General features: G+C 50.8%; 18 protein-coding genes. 6 read left to right on the top strand and 12 right to left on the bottom strand.

Going from position 1 to position 15,812, the window contains the following annotated elements; translation table 11 throughout:
* Positions 1-555 (top strand): WYL domain-containing protein (locus tag NG796_RS24780; RefSeq protein WP_261210008.1); only part of this gene is annotated, 555 nt, incomplete at its 5' end.
* Positions 556-971: 416 nt separating this feature from the next.
* Here the strand turns inward: NG796_RS24780 and NG796_RS24775 are convergent.
* From NG796_RS24775 to NG796_RS24765, 3 genes are all read right to left on the bottom strand, one after another.
* Positions 972-3,116, bottom strand: coding sequence for an ATP-dependent RecD-like DNA helicase (locus tag NG796_RS24775; RefSeq protein WP_261210006.1), 2,145 nt, complete (start codon positions 3,114-3,116; stop codon positions 972-974).
* An 88-nt stretch (positions 3,117-3,204) separates the two neighbouring features.
* Positions 3,205-4,077: a hypothetical protein gene (locus NG796_RS24770; protein ID WP_261210004.1), complete on the bottom strand. Its 873-nt coding sequence runs from the start codon at positions 4,075-4,077 to the stop codon at positions 3,205-3,207.
* Between the two features lie 228 nt (positions 4,078-4,305).
* A complete protein-coding gene (locus tag NG796_RS24765) occupies positions 4,306-4,521 on the bottom strand; it encodes a hypothetical protein (RefSeq protein WP_261210002.1) in 216 nt (71 codons plus the stop codon).
* Here NG796_RS24765 and NG796_RS24760 point away from each other — a divergent pair.
* The 3 genes from NG796_RS24760 (at position 4,502) to NG796_RS24750 (ending at position 6,398) form a co-directional block, all read left to right on the top strand.
* The gene (locus tag NG796_RS24760) at positions 4,502-5,416 is read left to right on the top strand and encodes a GIY-YIG nuclease family protein (protein WP_261210000.1); all 915 of its coding nucleotides are present in this window, start codon (positions 4,502-4,504) and stop codon (positions 5,414-5,416) included. The two genes, NG796_RS24765 and NG796_RS24760, sit on opposite strands and share 20 nt — an antisense overlap.
* A 178-nt stretch (positions 5,417-5,594) precedes the next feature.
* Positions 5,595-6,014 carry a hypothetical protein gene (locus NG796_RS24755; protein WP_261209997.1) on the top strand — a complete coding sequence of 140 codons (420 nt, stop codon included), beginning with the start codon at positions 5,595-5,597 and terminating at the stop codon, positions 6,012-6,014.
* Between the two features lie 90 nt (positions 6,015-6,104).
* Positions 6,105-6,398 carry an HNH endonuclease gene (locus tag NG796_RS24750; protein ID WP_261209995.1) on the top strand — a complete coding sequence of 98 codons (294 nt, stop codon included), beginning with the start codon at positions 6,105-6,107 and terminating at the stop codon, positions 6,396-6,398.
* Between the two features lie 21 nt (positions 6,399-6,419).
* Here the strand turns inward: NG796_RS24750 and NG796_RS24745 are convergent, their stop codons facing one another.
* From NG796_RS24745 to NG796_RS24715, 7 genes are all read right to left on the bottom strand, one after another.
* The gene (locus NG796_RS24745; RefSeq protein ID WP_261209993.1) at positions 6,420-6,797 is read right to left on the bottom strand and encodes a hypothetical protein; all 378 of its coding nucleotides are present in this window, start codon (positions 6,795-6,797) and stop codon (positions 6,420-6,422) included.
* A gap of 447 nt (positions 6,798-7,244) precedes the next feature.
* The gene (locus NG796_RS24740; RefSeq protein WP_261209991.1) at positions 7,245-7,583 is read right to left on the bottom strand and encodes a hypothetical protein; all 339 of its coding nucleotides are present in this window, start codon (positions 7,581-7,583) and stop codon (positions 7,245-7,247) included.
* Positions 7,580-8,413 (bottom strand): DNA/RNA non-specific endonuclease, encoded by an 834-nt coding sequence (locus tag NG796_RS24735; protein ID WP_261209989.1) that lies wholly within the window; start codon positions 8,411-8,413, stop codon positions 7,580-7,582. The genes NG796_RS24740 and NG796_RS24735 overlap by 4 nt, the downstream gene beginning before the upstream one ends.
* On the bottom strand, positions 8,413-9,294 hold the full coding sequence (locus NG796_RS24730) for a hypothetical protein (RefSeq protein WP_261209988.1): 882 nt from the start codon (positions 9,292-9,294) through the stop codon (positions 8,413-8,415). The genes NG796_RS24735 and NG796_RS24730 overlap by 1 nt, the downstream gene beginning before the upstream one ends.
* A gap of 4 nt (positions 9,295-9,298) precedes the next feature.
* Complete coding sequence (locus tag NG796_RS24725) at positions 9,299-10,432, bottom strand: ATP-binding protein (RefSeq protein WP_261209986.1); 1,134 nt, start codon at positions 10,430-10,432, stop codon at positions 9,299-9,301.
* A gap of 6 nt (positions 10,433-10,438) precedes the next feature.
* A complete protein-coding gene (locus NG796_RS24720) occupies positions 10,439-11,464 on the bottom strand; it encodes a metal-dependent hydrolase (protein WP_261209984.1) in 1,026 nt (341 codons plus the stop codon).
* Entirely contained in the window at positions 11,464-12,324 is an 861-nt protein-coding gene (locus tag NG796_RS24715; protein WP_261209982.1) for an ATP-binding protein, read from the bottom strand. The genes NG796_RS24720 and NG796_RS24715 overlap by 1 nt, the downstream gene beginning before the upstream one ends.
* Before the next feature lie 412 nt (positions 12,325-12,736).
* Here NG796_RS24715 and NG796_RS24710 point away from each other — a divergent pair, with 412 nt between their 5' ends.
* On the top strand, positions 12,737-14,233 hold the full coding sequence (locus tag NG796_RS24710; protein ID WP_261209980.1) for a hypothetical protein: 1,497 nt from the start codon (positions 12,737-12,739) through the stop codon (positions 14,231-14,233).
* Positions 14,234-14,264: 31 nt separating this feature from the next.
* On the top strand, positions 14,265-14,414 hold the full coding sequence (locus tag NG796_RS24705) for a hypothetical protein (RefSeq protein WP_261209978.1): 150 nt from the start codon (positions 14,265-14,267) through the stop codon (positions 14,412-14,414).
* Between the two features lie 110 nt (positions 14,415-14,524).
* Here the strand turns inward: NG796_RS24705 and NG796_RS24700 are convergent, their stop codons facing one another.
* Both NG796_RS24700 and NG796_RS24695 read right to left on the bottom strand, forming a co-directional pair.
* Positions 14,525-15,067, bottom strand: a complete 543-nt coding sequence (locus tag NG796_RS24700) for a hypothetical protein (protein ID WP_261209976.1) — start codon at positions 15,065-15,067, stop codon at positions 14,525-14,527.
* 154 nt (positions 15,068-15,221) lie between these two features.
* Positions 15,222-15,719: a hypothetical protein gene (locus tag NG796_RS24695; RefSeq protein ID WP_261209973.1), complete on the bottom strand. Its 498-nt coding sequence runs from the start codon at positions 15,717-15,719 to the stop codon at positions 15,222-15,224.
* Positions 15,720-15,812 lie beyond the last annotated feature (93 nt).

Below are 15,812 nucleotides of genomic sequence, written 5' to 3'. Positions count from 1 at the left end.
GGCGTCTGCCGAGACCATTACCACGCGCACACTTCGGGCATTACCCTCCGCTTTTCGCGTGAACGAATCGCACTAATTTATGAATATTATGAGACCGGCCATCTGGCGATCGGGCGAGTTGACCGTTTTGGCGACTATTGCCAGTTGCTTACCCCGCAACGTACCCTCGAATGTCAATTCCAAAGTCTGAAAAATGCCCATCGACTCTTGCAAAATGGCTGGGGATTATATTTAGGTGAACTTGAAGAACAAGCAGCGGAGTTAGCCGGGACTGTGAAGCTAGAACCTGTCAAGGTCAGATTTTTCAGTCCCGTGATGGAGTTTATCCGAGAAGGGGACTGCCGCCATCGCCAACAAAAACTTAAACTCGGTCCCAAAAATGAGACCGGCCAAATTGAGTATATCGATTACATTGTGCCATTACCCCGGCGCTCTTTTAAAGAGTTTCTGCTTTGGGTCTATCGCTACATGAACAATGCGATTGTTTTATCTCCTCCTGAATTAGTCCAACAACACCGACAAGCTGCCCGAGATTTAGTCGCCCGTTGGGAGTAGAGTTTGGATTCACATTCGATCGAGGTATTCGTAAACAATGCATTGGCGAACATGACTTGGGGAAATTATGCAGAATGTCTTCACCATGAGCAGGTTTTGTTGATCCTCAGAAATGTAAAGATGCGGTAAGCATCAGCTATGCCGTGGGCTTATCGCCACAGACAAACTGTAACCCTTTTCAGTTTTTAGCTGCTGTCACGGTCAGGGTCGAGTTTCAATCTGGGAACAGCCTTTAGGTACGAATTGCATCGAATGACCCGGGAAGTAGTCCAAGTTGAAAGTGATCGCCACCCCGCCGCAACTCACCCCAACTGCCAGCTACCGGACCAGTTCTGTTTGGGGTTGGTCGTGATAGCAGCCTTGAGGTTGGCGAAGTTTTGGCATTGAATGAAGTAAGGAAGATTAGCAGTTGGTTATTAGAAATTCACTCGTTGATTCAGCAAAGTGTAACGCTGGTTTTCCTGCACGTTCTGGACTGCCAGCGCCAGGGCTTTTTCTTGTCCAACTAGGATTGCCAACTTGCGCGCCCGAGTCAGCCCGGTGTAGAGCAAATTCTTGTTGAGCAAAATGTAGTGCTGGGTGTACAGCGGTAGAATCACCACGGGATACTCGCTGCCTTGGCTTTTGTGGATGGTGATTGCATAGGCGAGGGCAAGTTCGGCGAGTTCGGATTGCTCGTAGGTGACTAACCGACCATCAAAGCTGGCTATCAGTTTTTTGCGGCCTTCTTCTAGTTCCACGGATTCGACCATGCCCAAATCGCCATTGAACACTTCTTTCTCGTAATCGTTGACCGTTTGGATGATGCGATCGCCGGTGCGGAACAACACGCCAAACGGGCTGGTGATTTCGGGCCGGGTCGGGTCGCAGGGGTTGAGTAGGTGCTGGACCATTCTATTGAGGTTGTTGGTGCCCATCTCGTTTTTACGCCCAGGACAAAGAATCTGAACATCGGCAACCGGGTCCCAGTCTTGAGCGGGAAGGAATTCGACAAGAAGCTGTTTAATGTGCTGGCAACCGACTTGGGAGGCTGGGGCGCTCAACCAGAGGCAGTCAGTGCGGGGGCTACTTGAAAAGGGTTCTAGGTTGGGCGGATGTTTCTGGTTGATACGGTGGGCGTTGATGATAATGGCACTCCCTGCGGCCTGCCGAAAAATTTCGGTGAGTCGCACCACTGGAATTTGACCCGAATTAATCAAGTCGTTCAGGACGCGACCGGGACCGACCGAGGGCAACTGGTCCGAATCGCCCACTAACAAGAGTTGGGCCGATGGAGGGATGGCCCTAACTAGAGCATAAGCCAAGGGCAAATCCATCATTGAGGCTTCATCGATAATGATGGCATCCACATTAAGCGGGTTCTGGCGGTTGCGGTTGAACCCGCCGATGCCAAATTCTAATAAGCGGTGGATTGTTTTTGCGGGCATCCCAGTCATCTCACTGAGTCGCTTGGCAGCGCGGCCCGTGGGAGAAGCCAGGGCGATTTTTTTACCTTGTTGTTGCCAGAGGTTGACGATAGTTTGCGTGGTGAACGTCTTGCCGGTGCCGGGTCCGCCAGTGAGGATTCCGACTCGACAGGTGGCGGCCATTTCGACAGCGGCTTGCTGTTGTGAGGTAAGTCCGGGCAGAGTCAAGCGGGTGCGCTCAGTGCTGACGGGTTTTGCGAGTAACATCAACAGATAGTCGGCTAGATTTTTCTCGCAAGTATGGAGGGCCGGTTGATACCAGAGAATGTTGCCTTGCACTGGTTCTATTGTTAGTTTTTCTTGAGCTAACAATTGCAGGGCTGCTTGATACAATTGCGGTTGGGGTGGACAAAATTTATCCACGGTCAAAATTTCGGCAGCTTTCTTAAGTAAATTCGGCTCGGGCAGAAAACAATGACCCTCTTTAGCCGCTTCTTCCAAACTGTAGATTAGTCCCGCTTGATACCGTAACACACTATCAAATGGCATCCCCAGATTACGAGCAATTTCGTCGGCTTTACGAAATCCAATCCCGTGAATTTCGACTAACCTGTACGGATTTTGGACGACAATTTTAAGAGCATCATCGCCATACTTCTTGAGGATTTTGGAGGCATAGACCGGACTGATGTCATGGCCGCGCAGAAACACCATAATATCGCGAATCGTCTTCTGCTCCCGCCAGACTGCTTGGATTTGGGCGGCTTTCTTCTTGCCAATGCCCGGAACTTCCGTGATGCGTTCGACTTGATGTTCGATAATATCGAGGGTCTGTTCGCCAAAATAAGCCACAATCTTTTTAGCTAGTCCTGGACCAATTCCGGGAATCTGTCCATCGCCTAAGTAGCGTTCAATTCCGAGCAGGGTGGTGGGCTTTTCTTCCTCCCAAGTTTGGGCTTGAAATTGCTGGCCGTAGCGGGGATGATTTTTCCAGAATCCGGTTACGATGAGTTTTTGCCCTTTCTTGACCGTGAGGTTAAAAATGACCGTAATTGTACCAGTTTCGGCGGTAGTGAGTTGGGCAATTGTGTAGCCATCATCGGGATTAGAGAAGGTAATTCCCGTGACTGTCCCTTGAATCTGGTTATCATCCATAGCAAAATTTTATGTTTGCAAATAGTATAACATTGCCCGAACTAAATGAGTCTACGTTTGACCCAATTTAAGTTAGTTTCCTAGAGAATCAACCATTCACTAACACCGGCTGAATCCACCGCCACTCCCGCTGCTGCCGTCCCTCGCCAATTGCCACCCTGCGCCAATGTCCCCTACGCCAATGAGTCCGGGGAGTTGCGTGGCTTGAGTGCGCCGTACCCGGGACTCGTTCGGTCTTAGGCTGGAACTTCTGGCCGATAATCAACGGGCTAAAGCGCTCCGATTTGGAGTTGCCACTCGAAAACCCTTGACCTTTGGTGGAGATGGCTGTTGGGGGTGGCGGGGTCAGGTCGTCCGGTCTAGTTTGCAGGTACAAGAGTGTTTGCAGGACAATCCGTTCGATACGCTTCTGGAACTGTTGTTCTAGGTCAAGGTCTTGGTTGCTGTCAATCGTACTCGCATAGCCCGTCCCGTTTCTAAGAGTCGTGACCCAACGAAGTTTGTCGCAATCGGTCGGCACAGACGGAATAATGTGCGACCCAAACTGCATCACCGGCAAGGCGGAACCCTCGGGCAAGAACTGGAAAAACACCCAATCGCAATATTCTCCGTTTGGGTTGCGAATCCCCTCGGGCAGCATGATAATCCCGAATGGAGCGACCTGCTGCAAATCGGCGATCGCCTTGGGAATGTCCGACTCCTCAAACGCAGCGAACAAATTTTTATCCAGCCACCAGACTGGAAACTCGTTGTGAGCCAAGGTCCAAGCTGAAACGATAATCGCACTCCAGGCAAAATCAGTCACAATATTCTTGATTGTCAACTCACCTTCAATCAGGCCCATCTCGACGGCCAGCAGGTTGTAGGCTAAATTTTTGGCAAGGGCAGAAAACGGCTGATAACCCTTGACTTTGGGATAGGCTCGGTTGAGTTTTTCAAACCAGTGAGATTTTTGAGCCATCTTGACTCCAAATTTGTGAGCCTCTTTGCCTTGAGCCAGGGTGTAATCCATACGGTGTGCGAAGTGAATAAGATAAATTAATTATAGCACTTGAGATAGTTTAGCTCAAGCATTTGTTAAATATTAGCAAGGCTCTCAGAATCATGTGCTAGTCTTCCAATCATTAACGGGCTAGAGCCTCTTGCAAATTTCACCGAGGCGATCGCGTACTTGCGATGACAGCCGCTGCTAGATGGTGCACCGCCATTGCTGAGGCAGACCCACTGTAGCATCGGCCCGCAGTTGAGCATCAGCCTTGGGTTCGTCGGCCACTAACTTGAGCAGTTCAGCGTGGGTGTCGGTGCGGTTGGTGCGGAACCCATCCGGACGGGTTAGCCTTCTAAAGCAAAGGTTAAGAAATCTTGACGTTTTAGAGGTTGCAATCATGTGGTTAAAATTTGGCATTTCTCCCGCCGGTGAGTTGGTGCCGGTGGATGAAGCTGTGCGGGGGAAAACAAAACTCACCTGTCTCTACTGCGGCGGCCTCCTGACGGCTCGGAAAGGAACGGTCAAACAGCATCATTTCGCTCACACCGGCGAGACTTGCCAGCCCGTGGTTCACAGAATCAAGAACCGGGCGTTCCCGTCACTTCCCCTGTATGACAATTTCTTAATCCAACTCAAGGGCGAGGAACTGGAACGCTTGAAAGTCTTGTGGCGCGAGTACGGCAGAGAACAGCGACCGATTCCCAAAGATTTAACCGAGTTTCGCTGGATTCTTAAAGGGCTGATGATAGGCGATCGCCACTGCTACCAATTCACCAACCTCGGCAGAATTCCCGTGGGAGCTTTGCCACTGGGTCAGTTTAATCAAGTTCAGGAGCCGATGTTACTCTCAGAACTGGACAAACTGGAACGCTCTGCGAATGTTGCGATCGCCGCTGGATTATCGGCAATGGATGAGCGGCGAGCGGACTTGGAAATCTACCGGGTGCAGTTGAGGCGGATTCTCTTGAACTCGCTCTATTTCCTGGAGGTTCGAGCCGACGGGGAAACCTTCCATAAAGTCGGGATTACCACCCGACCGATTGAACAGAGAATCAAGGAAGTGGGACGGGATATGCGATCGCATTTTTCAGAAGCCGAGGTCAACTTGCTCGGATTGTGGCAACATAGAGGCAACGTTGAACTCTATTTCAAGCACCGTTACCAGCGGTTTAATTTCCCAATCGGCACTCTGACCGAGTATTTCAGATTCCCGAAGGTTGAGACAGTTCTGCGGGACTTGAACGGGATGGCTCCCAAGGTTTTGAGTGCGGTTGAGTGGGAAGTCTTGGGAGGCAAGCGGGCTGCAAGTTGATTTGATTGTCTTGAGTGGGTTCTGGTCTGGGGTGGCGATCGGCTTAACTCGAACCCTTCCCCCTCATCTTTAAAAAATGATTAAGTTGTCACTTATTTTATCGGGTAGGTGATAGGATATCCAGACCGTACATTTTTAGCCTAATTCCAGCAAAAACAATGCGTATTTTTTCTTGAAAATGGCTAAGAGTGTTGAAAACTTTTCTAAAAAACCCCAAAAATTTATGAGTTCATCGTTTAATCGGTCGGAGCTTAGAAGAGTCGCTAAATATTACCGATTGGTTTCTTGGGCTATTTTAGCTAGTATTGGGGTGAATGTACTCCTGGTCTTATCAGCTTCTTCTCCTTCGACCCAAATCATTGCTTTCTTTGTACTTATTGGAGTGGGTATTTTTCAATTTTATGTTTTGTATAATTTAGGAACAAGCCTTAAGTTTCCTGGGGTATTACTGGTTCTAATTGTTTTGAGTGTATTTATTCCCATCCTCGCTCTAGCTCTCCTAGCTTATATGCACAGTCGAGCGATGAAACTCTTCAAATCGGCTGGAGTCAAAGTTGGATTTATGGGAGCAAATCCTGATTCGATTAAAGATGAATAGCCCTCAACCTAAACCCATTTTATGTTGATGATTGGCAATCTGAAAGCCTTGGAATAAAATAAAAAAATACAGGCTCCCCAACAGCCAAAAATGTCAAGCCGATATTCCAAAGACTGGCAACAAATCGCGCTCACTATTAAAGAACAAGCCGGATGGCGCTGTGCCAAATGCAGCCGCCAATGTTTGCGTCCTGATGACGACATCACGGGTCTGACCAAATCCGAACGGACCAAAATTACCCTGACAGTTCATCACCATAACCGGACACCCGAGGACAACCGCCCCGAAAATCTGATTGCCCTTTGCACAACCTGCCACCTGGCTTGTCACATCCGGCAACAGTCGAACATCACGCCAGGTCAGTTATCGTTTGAATTTGAATGATTAAATTAATTTAATTTAATCCTAAAAGTAAGGTTGGAAAGACGTTAAAAAGAACTGGATATAATCCAGGGGGGCAAAAGCAATTATCGTGAAGTTCCGGTTTCCCACAATCATCAATCGAGAAATGGCTGAAGGGAGGCCAGGAATTATAGGCTCATAAATAATTTCTATTCCTGGATGACCGCCTAAAGCAAACTGGCGTGTTGCAACGATTTTGTAATCGGGTATTTGTGCATTAGCTGCTCCGGATTGAAGCATACTTTTTTTATCAGCTAATGAAGATTCAAAGTCAGAGTCTTTATAAGTAATTAAATATTTATCAGTACCCGTGGTGGCATCAAATCTTGTAATTCCCAAGTCAGTATAAGTATGGTAAATCGGAACATCCGGTATCGCCACAGTAAAATTGCCTCCCTCTGGCTGAAACCTAGCCCAGCCGGTACGAATCAGGTTGCGGTTAGAAGTTGGAGCAGTATTCCTAGGGGGTTGTTGAGTGCGAGGGGGTTGCTGAATGACGACTGGGAAAGAGTTTTGGGTTTGCCACCTAGTTGATCTGTACTGACCCGGACCCATGCAATATCCTAAACTGAATAACCCAAGACCGATTAGAAAGTTTCGCCACCCGTGCATAGATTTATCCCATCTGGCTTTTTTGAGCTATTCCAACTCTATACCAATCAGAAGCTAGTTTTACCCATCGCACTGCCCGGAAAAGTAAAGTTTTGATTCATATAGAACCCGTCAACTTTCCCTGCTGATGCTCAGTAGAAAGCGGAGCGCTAGTGATGAATAAGAAAGTTTTTTTCTCTAGTTTCAGATTGACTCGCTACAGACAGACTTACCAGACTACCACTGAAACCCTTTAGGAGCGCGCCGCACAAATTCCTGGGAGCGAGTGGCGATCGCATCCCAACAGTTTGCGGGCGGCATCGAGGGAGTGAACTTCACCGCAGTGCGATCGGCAAAAACCGCAATGGCTTCACTCTGGAAATTACACCGAGAAATGAGTTCGGCAATTTTGCGATCAGCTTCATCCGCACTCAGCCACTCAAACTGTAACCGACCGGGCAAAATCGTAATATCGACCGCTCCGGCTCCATCTTGACAAAAGCACGACCACGAAAATGCAGCGATTTCGACTTGATGCTGCTTGATAAAATGGATTGCTTGCTGGATATCGTTCATGGCAAATTCTGCTGTTGCTCTAGTTGTTGCTGCCGATTTTGCTCCATCCGTGGAAACAAGTCTAGCCCCGTGCGCCGTTCGATTTCAGCGACACTCGTCAATCCGTCGCGGTAGTCAAAGTCTCGGGGAACGTCCTGGTCCAAGATGAAAGCGTACATCCTCGCCCCATCCCACAGCACTTTCCAGTAACCCGAAGGAACCCGGTGAGGCTGGCTACTGTGGGGCAACGGTGGCATGGGGCGTTCGTAGAGTGTGCCGGTGATAACGTAGAGCGTCCCAACCCGTCGCGCCATTTGACGTTCAGCCCGCTCCAGTTGCAACCAAGCTCCCCGGTTCAGGTCAGCCCGTTGCGGTGTGATGTTCGAGAGCATATTGGTCAGTTCCCAGTCTCCCCCCCGAGCCGAAGCCAACGGCATCTGATGGCCCCGGTCATAGCCCAAAGCACCCACACCCCGATAGTCACTCGGACGCAAGGTTTTGTGCGGGGGCAAGTCGGGGTCGGGCATCCATTCGCGAGATTGCTCGTCATCGCCGGTGATAGAATCCGCTGTCAACCGATACGCCACCCAGTCTGCCATCTTGGTGCTGCCGTTGTTGCTCAAGCAGTAAATCGGACGGCACAGCACATCATTGTCCCCCGGTGTCCCCAATGGTTTTCCATAGGGCAAATGTTGCGAATTGCCAAGCTGGGATGGGACAGGACTCGGAGGGGATAGACCGGGCAAACTAGGCGATCGCACCTGAACCTGATTGGTCGAATTGAGGTAGCCCGCCAACAACAACAAACCGAACGGGACAATCCAGTTCAATCGCCAGAGTCGAATCTTCATTATTGCTCGACATCCAAGACCAACCGCGCCTGGAGCGTGTCATTACTTTGCCGTTCGACATCCACGCGCCGCACGACTCCGGCATAAGGCGAGAACACCGAGGCTTGTTCGAGTTCGGTTTCCACCTCATCAAGCCGGGTCAAGAGTTGATTGCGGCTGACTCCCACGCGCTGGACATTCACGACAAAGTTGCTGACATCGCGTTGGTAAGCCATCAGGTTGCGTTGCTGTTCCAGGGCTTGTTGATATTGCAGATACTGGTAATCTCGCTGCTTCGCTTGACGGGCGGCCACCGATTGCATAATTGTCAGGGCTGCACTCTGCTGGTTCTGTTCCAACTGCAAAAGTTCGGTGTAGCCCTGGGCCTGGTCGATGGCGTTCATTTCAGGTAGTTTGAACCGCCGAGTGGCTTCTAGTTTGGCTTTTTGGAACTCAACCGACTCCTGTGCCTGTTGTAGTGCCAATTGTGCCTGTTTGATGGCCTCGGTTTCCATTGTCAAATCGGGGGGCGGCAACTCGACATCGACCACGGGCAAGGGTTCGGGAATCGGCAGGTTGAGTTGTTCGAGACTCAAATCAAGCTGTTTCTTGGTCCGTTCAAGTTGAGTCCGGCGGCGGGTCATATCCGAGATGACTTCGCCTTTTTCGAGTTGGTCTCCCGGTTTCACCTTCAAGTCTTCGGGGTCGCTCAGGGAAACAGTCACATCCACTTTGCGCGGGGTACTCGATGGTAGATCGTCCGGCTCGGGTTGAATCGTGGAAGTTTCTGGACTGACCGCTGGCACTGGCGGGGGATTGTATTCGGGTTGGTTCGTTTGGGTGCTGCATCCGAAATTGAAGGCGAGAATGGATGCGACTGCCCACTGATAAAATCGCTTCATCTTGTTACTCCGCTTGGGTTTCAACTCGTTTAAAGTAGGGAATCACGGCAACGTGATGGGATTCTCGACCGAACCGGCACAATACTTCGAGGGGTTTGAGTGCGGCAATTTTGGGTTCAGCAAACCTAAACTTACGGCTGACTTTCGACAAATCCGATGGGGTCACGCCCAACACGAGCAAGCTGCTGGCATTGCTAATGGCAGCAGGGCTGAGGTCTTCTATCATTTGTGAGAAGAGTCCAAGCGACAACCCGAACTTGCGACCGTCTCGCAAAATGTCATCCGCTTGCTGTGAGCCAGCCAAAGCGCGAGATTCGTCTACCATCAGATAGCGTTTTTCGGAATTTTCTCCGAGCAACCGATGATGGTCAAGCAGTTGTTTGGCGATGGAGTTGACCGCCACCAGTTGCAACCCGTCCACTTTCGCCAACGCAGACAAATCAATTCTCACCAGTCGCGGTGAGAAAATGTCCGGCTGAGGTTTCGAGAAAATTCCGTAGGTGAAAACGTCACTGAGCTTGTCATGCAGAGCATTCAGCGTATTACGTTCCTTGGCGGATTCCGCTTCTTGGATGCGCTGTTCGAGTTCGGCTTCCACTTGGGCAAATGTCGGCGGTTGGTTCTGCCAAGTCTCATGATGCTTGTCGAAAATTCCCGCTTGGGCGTAGCAGTGGCGGATGACATCCTTGAGCGTTGACTTCTGGCTGGTCCCGAGTTTGTATTGTTTTTCGAGCAAATTCGCGATCGCCTGCATCTGAATCTTTGGCCCACCACCTGCCGGGTCGAGGTCGATCGCCAGCAAGTTGATTCCATCGGGGCTGGTCCGACTTAGTTCGTAGCAGGTCTCACCGGGTATGTGCAAGTCCCCGTGCAAATCCGTCATCACAATTCGCAGGTCAGAATAGGTTTCTAGCAAACTATGTACGAGGGCCTTGAGCGTCTGAGTCTTGCCCATACCCGATGCCCCGATGCCCGTGATATGGCCGTTTGGTAACGCAAACGGGTTCCAGTGGATTGGTTTGTTCTGCGAGTCATGGCCCACTAGCACGCCCCGTTCCTGGGGAGTTTTCGTTGGGGTTGGCTCCTGCGCGGGTGGCTTGAGTTTAGCCTGGGGTAACGGTGCTTTGTTGGTAAACATTGTGAGCTATCTCCCGTTGACTATCATGACTGTGAGTGTTCCTGTTCCGTAGCGGCTGCCTAGCGGTTGCAATTGTTCAAGTCGCGCCGCATGAAGGCTGACTCCGGTCCCAGTTGCCACCACCGGCCAAAACCAGTCGGTTGATTTCGGAAACTGCAACTCCGTCGGGTCATCGGTTGTCAACGTGCCACTAACGTAAACTTCCTCGCTGAGGGGCAACTTAGCTAGGGTTGTCAGAATGGGCTGGTCATTGAGTTGCAGAGTACGAATTTCGGTGGTGACAGGTTTGCCGCGATGGGTGCGGATTTTGTCAATGAGAATTTCTCCGGCGTCCGACTGAGACGCACGATGCAGAAAGCCTTGGGGGTCTTGCAGGATGAATGTGGCCCCTTCAAGCCGCAACACCCGAAACTGCTGATTCACCGGAACCCGAGCCGCACTCGTCCAGCCGGTAACTTGCGCTTCTATCACAAACTCGGCATAGTTGCGGTTGTAGAAGTCGATCGCTGCACTGGGGGAACCCGACCACTGCCCAATTGCTCGGAGCAAGCCACCGGCGCTGACTAGGTTGAAGATAGCGACCGCAGCGGCAGTGATGGCGACAGTCACGAAAAACTCATTCAAACTGCCCGTTGCGAACCGGAGCCGGGGATGGTCGATGAGCACGTCGCGCGCCGTACTAGGCCAGAAGAATTCGACCCCATTGCTGGTCAACATATCCCCAAGAATTCCCGCACAAAACCCTAACACTAACGCATAGGCTGCCTGGGACCAGAGCCACCAAATCGGAGCCGCCAGAACGCAGACTATCAAAATCGCCAACCAACTATGCGTGACCGTGCGATGAACGACCCCGCGCCGCTGCAACTCAGCCGAAACCGGATAGAAGATGCGTCCGGCGATCGACTGACTACTATCGATATCCGGCAACAACGAACCAGCGGCGGCAATCCCGAGCAAGACTGGATGGAGCGTTTGCAAAGTCGCTGAGGTGATCGCAATTCCCAGGACCGCATGAGAAGAACCCATCATCAGTAATGCCCTCCGAGTCTGCGTTTGCTAGGGGTAAACAAAATGCGGGTAATTACGAGGGTACTCATACTCGCAGCGCCAAGCATTTGGACCGGCTCACGGCCCGCATACCGGAACAAACTCAACAACAAAAAAGGCAGGATAATCCACTTGCCCCAACCGCGATAATTTTGGTGTGCTGCGGGTCGAGCTTGCGGTAATCCTAGGAAAAACTCGCGCATCACTTTTTGAGCAATTGCTGGATTTCCGCCCGTTCTTTGTTGCAGTCGAGCATACTCATGGGGACTAATTTCAAGCTCAAGTTTCTTCGCCGTTTCTAGCATGATTTGCCGGATGAACAGAGGTGGCATGGCCCCGAGTTCAAGCGCCACCAACTTGAAAATCAAGTCTTTCTCGGGCTTGATTTTGCCCGCTGCGAGAATCGGCTGACCTCGGTCGTACAGTTTCTCAAGCCACAGCCGCACCGAAATCGAAACTCTCGGCAAATTGTCCACAATGATAAAGCCAGTGGTCTGCGCGAGAAACTGTTCTACCGATTGTTGTAACTGCAAAGTAGTGAGTGCCTTGCCTTCCAAACTCTCGGTCTCTAGCCCAAAACCTTGCGCTAGTTCGGTCATGATTTGCTTGGCCGTGCTGGGATTGATTCGCACTACCGGAAAGCCTTGGTCTTGCAACTCATTGGCTACAAACTCCAGCAATGCGCTCTTGCCACTGCCGGCCTCCCCCAGCACGAACAACGACTGACCGGCCAACAACGACGCGACGATTCGCTCTTTTTCATCGGGACGATAGCAAACTTTCTCAAGGAACTCGCGTTGGTTGAGTTCCGCCTGGAATTCTAGCTCTAAAGTGGTTTGCATTATTGAATTTAGTAGTCCCTTTTATTTTGGTTCATTTTGACACTACATTTTAAAATTGACAATAATAAAGTAAATCTTAAATTGACAGAAAATCTTGTTGCTAGTCCCTAGGTTGAAAATAAGTTTAGCCTCGCATAAAACTTATCTAATCTTAGAATTTTAAGCATTTTAGCTTGTTGGGTATCAACCGAAATTGAATGAGTTAGATTAATTCCTAGACAAGTCTTGCCCCTGACAAACTATTCTGTTAATTCGTTGAACAAGTCTATAAAACTTGTTAGAATAATTTGGGATTAGTTCAGTGAATAGTTTACTCATTTATAAACTTAAAAATTTAGAACAAACTGCCAAATAACTCAATCATTCTAGTGTAAATTAAACCTGAAAATTCATTCAGAATTGTGCGTTAATCATGCTCTATTTGGCCGAAACCCTTACCCTAGACGATACGCTCACCCTTTCCACTGGCACCGGGTCCCGAAATGCCTCTTCCATTGGCCGCTTCCTCAATGACGACTACCAACTGCTTGACCCATTCGGTGCAGTGGAAGGCTCGGCGGCACTTTGGACTAACCTCGAACCGGGACTCTACCGCTTCACCGGCCAACTAGCCACCCGGGACAACGAGAACGATGACATTGCCGGATTCTGGGATGAGCGCTCGTTACGCACCGTCCGATTCAGCCAACTCCCCCTCGAACAACGAACAGGCTCAACCGTGTGGCGCGAGACTCAGCCGACCACGTTCTATATCAATATCCCTTACGACAGCTTGGGGTTGACTATTCTCGATGCGGACAACTCTCGCGGCAGTTCCGAAGCTATCATCAACTCCATCGAACGCATTGGGGATTTGCAGTTCAATCCCGTGACTCCGGTGAATGTGGCGATCGCACCGAGTTGGAGCCTAGGAGATGTCAGCTACGCCCAGCTTTCGACGAGACCGAACGAGTTACGAATCGGCACAGCCACGAATAATCGCAGCATCAGCACCATCAGCCGCGAACTCACTGGCGACTATGCAGCCCTGGCCGCCTACGGCACCGAAGGCAGCTTCGCTCAATGGTCAGTTCCAAATGGCGAATATGCAATCGAATGGCAGTTCTACACAGCAGAGAACGACTTAGACCGGGATGCAGCTTACTTCTGGAATGGCGATGCAATGGAGTTGTTTGCCGAACGCAGCGTAGCGACGGAGCAGGTTTCCGCAAGTCGCTGGCAGAGTGACTGGCAAAGTTCGACCGTAAAAGTTGTAGATGGCAACTTGACGTTTGTTACGTTAGATACCGGGGATGGGGCTGATTTTTCACAACTACGGATTCGGTCAATTAAACAGCTTTCCGAACTGATTGAGTTACCATTGCTCCAACCCCCAGGGCAAGAACCAGAGCCGACTGAGAGCCAATCCACCGCCCCAACTAGCCACGACCCCATCCTCGGCGAACCCCCCTGGCCCTATCCCGAACATCCGCAAGTGGACATGGGCAACGACTGGGAAAATGCCTGGGACCTGGGACTGCAAAAACCTTGGGAGACTGACTCGATGACCGGCACTACCTGGACTCACGGCTATGTCTATCCCAGCTATCATCTAGGAGCCAGCTACATCACCGAAAACCTGGGCGGCGAGACCATTGGGGGCGGCTGGGATAGTGTCGATCGCCTCACGTTTTCGCTCGAAGAAGGGTCATATCTAAACGCTTACACCGACTACAACGCGATTACCGAACTCGTGCGATTCGAGCCTGACGGTAGCATTAATGCGATCGCCTCGGTGGAGTATGGGCCACGCTTGCAAACCTGGCTCGAACCGGGCAACTACGGCTTGAGTTTCTTCACCGAGGGCGATGGGGCCGAAATGCACACCGCGCTCTACTGGAGTAACTCGGATCCGAACTACGCCGACTGATGCTAAAAAAAGCTCCCCGGGATTGGGGAGCTTGAGCTTAAGAGTTGTTGATGCGATCGCCGAGTTGGAACCGGACCGGCTTAGTACGGAGCAAGACCGAGACCGCCAGACCATTGCAGAACCCAACCGAGCTACCAACGAGCGCACCATTGCGAGGATGACCCAAGCCTGCACCCATTAACGCCCCGGCAACCAAACCGATAGAACAGCAGAACATCCAAGCCCGGGCTATGCTGCACCGTTCCACGGACAAGACCCAATTGAATGATGCAACCGCCGCATCCGCATTGACTAGCGCGGTCTCTTTTTTTCCGCCATTTTCACAGCAGCATCGGCCACCTCGTAAGGGGAACCGAAGCGTTGCGACAAAGCCTGTTCGCACTGAAGTTTCAAGCTATGTGCCTGCTGCTCTGGGTTAGGGGAGAGTCCCGTTTTAGCGTAATGGGCAGCCAAGGCTAAAGTTGCCATTTCTATACGTTTTTTGGAGGCTTCATCATAGAGTCTGAGTGCCCCTTCTTGGGCTTGAGCGAACTCCTCCTCGGTCAGGTGCAGCCCTGGATTGGACTCGAACTCGCGGTCAACTTCCGGGTTCATGTCTAGTTCTTCCTCAGCTACAGTTAGTTTCCCAGCCTTGGGCGGGAATCCTTCCGTGGAGCCAGTAGTCTTGATATGTTCGTCAAACGCTCGAAATAGTTCGACTTGTTCATCAGAATAGTAGGCGTTCCTGCCCTCTTTCGTGGGTTCGACATCGTAGCCTAACTCGCCAAGAGCCTCACGCCGGTTGTAAAAGGTAGCTTTTTTGTATTGTTCTATGAGTTCTGATGCTGGAGTCATTGGAATAATTTTTATAAACAATTCCCACCAGTTTAGAACCTGTTCGGAAAACTCGCAATCTCAGCCAAACTCTTACGCGGTCAGCATCTTAGCTAAACTGTAAACTTTACAGTTTGACTAGATTGATGCGGGTGAAACCAAACTGTAAACCGTTTCAGTTTGCAGTTTTGCGGCGTTCTAGGAAAATATCCTGAGCATCTGCCAAAGCTGGTTGATTCGGGCAACTCATCCACTCGTCCTCATCTACCACGGCTAGTCCTTCCAGAATCACCAGCCCATTGAGTATTTCTTCTTGCTCGGTGGCCGCATTGACCCAGACCTCGCCAATCCAAGTCTCATCGGCTTGTCCCAAAAAGGCGATTTCGACTCGGTTGTTACTTGCTGCCAGAAATTGCTCAATTGCCTCGGTGGATTCGGTTACCGATTGGATGCCGCACAGCTTGACCCCGCGCTGCTCCCGGCGCTGCTCCCGGCCTCGTTCAACTACAAGGGTATCGTTGCTGGTAATATCCTTGACTAACCATTCGTCCGTGTTCAGATTGGCCTCTGCTGGAGCCTGGATGATGCCGGTATTGTTGGGCCGGAATGCAAAAAATCCCACCAGTGCGATCGCCACCACTGGTAACAAACCAATTGCTAGTTTCTTGTTCATCGCACCCCTTCCGACTCAACCGCCTTGCATTCTAGCAAAGTTCCTACGCAGCGAGGAATAGGCGCGATGGTCGCAGGTTCTGTCCCCAGGCTG

Source organism: Laspinema sp. D2d (genome assembly GCF_025370755.1).
Classification (GTDB): Bacteria; Cyanobacteriota; Cyanobacteriia; order Cyanobacteriales; family Laspinemataceae; genus Laspinema.
Note: the sequence above shows the minus strand (reverse complement) of the source record. Positions and strands in the feature narration are given on the sequence as shown.

Excerpts from the sequence above, each read along its gene's own strand:
- NG796_RS24695 (WP_261209973.1), bottom strand. The coding sequence starts at position 15,719 with ATGAACAAGAAACTAGCAATTGGTTTGTTACCAGTGGTGGCGATCGCA.
- NG796_RS24765 (WP_261210002.1), bottom strand. The coding sequence starts at position 4,521 with ATGCCAAATTTTAACCACATGATTGCAACCTCTAAAACGTCAAGATTT.
- NG796_RS24710 (WP_261209980.1), top strand. The coding sequence starts at position 12,737 with ATGCTCTATTTGGCCGAAACCCTTACCCTAGACGATACGCTCACCCTT.
- NG796_RS24760 (WP_261210000.1), top strand. The coding sequence starts at position 4,502 with ATGTGGTTAAAATTTGGCATTTCTCCCGCCGGTGAGTTGGTGCCGGTG.
- NG796_RS24700 (WP_261209976.1), bottom strand. The coding sequence starts at position 15,067 with ATGACTCCAGCATCAGAACTCATAGAACAATACAAAAAAGCTACCTTT.
- NG796_RS24725 (WP_261209986.1), bottom strand. The coding sequence starts at position 10,432 with ATGTTTACCAACAAAGCACCGTTACCCCAGGCTAAACTCAAGCCACCC.
- NG796_RS24740 (WP_261209991.1), bottom strand. The coding sequence starts at position 7,583 with ATGAACGATATCCAGCAAGCAATCCATTTTATCAAGCAGCATCAAGTC.
- NG796_RS24715 (WP_261209982.1), bottom strand. The coding sequence starts at position 12,324 with ATGCAAACCACTTTAGAGCTAGAATTCCAGGCGGAACTCAACCAACGC.
- NG796_RS24735 (WP_261209989.1), bottom strand. The coding sequence starts at position 8,413 with ATGAAGATTCGACTCTGGCGATTGAACTGGATTGTCCCGTTCGGTTTG.
- NG796_RS24750 (WP_261209995.1), top strand. The coding sequence starts at position 6,105 with ATGTCAAGCCGATATTCCAAAGACTGGCAACAAATCGCGCTCACTATT.
- NG796_RS24755 (WP_261209997.1), top strand. The coding sequence starts at position 5,595 with ATGGCTAAGAGTGTTGAAAACTTTTCTAAAAAACCCCAAAAATTTATG.
- NG796_RS24730 (WP_261209988.1), bottom strand. The coding sequence starts at position 9,294 with ATGAAGCGATTTTATCAGTGGGCAGTCGCATCCATTCTCGCCTTCAAT.
- NG796_RS24775 (WP_261210006.1), bottom strand. The coding sequence starts at position 3,116 with ATGGATGATAACCAGATTCAAGGGACAGTCACGGGAATTACCTTCTCT.
- NG796_RS24720 (WP_261209984.1), bottom strand. The coding sequence starts at position 11,464 with ATGATGGGTTCTTCTCATGCGGTCCTGGGAATTGCGATCACCTCAGCG.
- NG796_RS24770 (WP_261210004.1), bottom strand. The coding sequence starts at position 4,077 with ATGGCTCAAAAATCTCACTGGTTTGAAAAACTCAACCGAGCCTATCCC.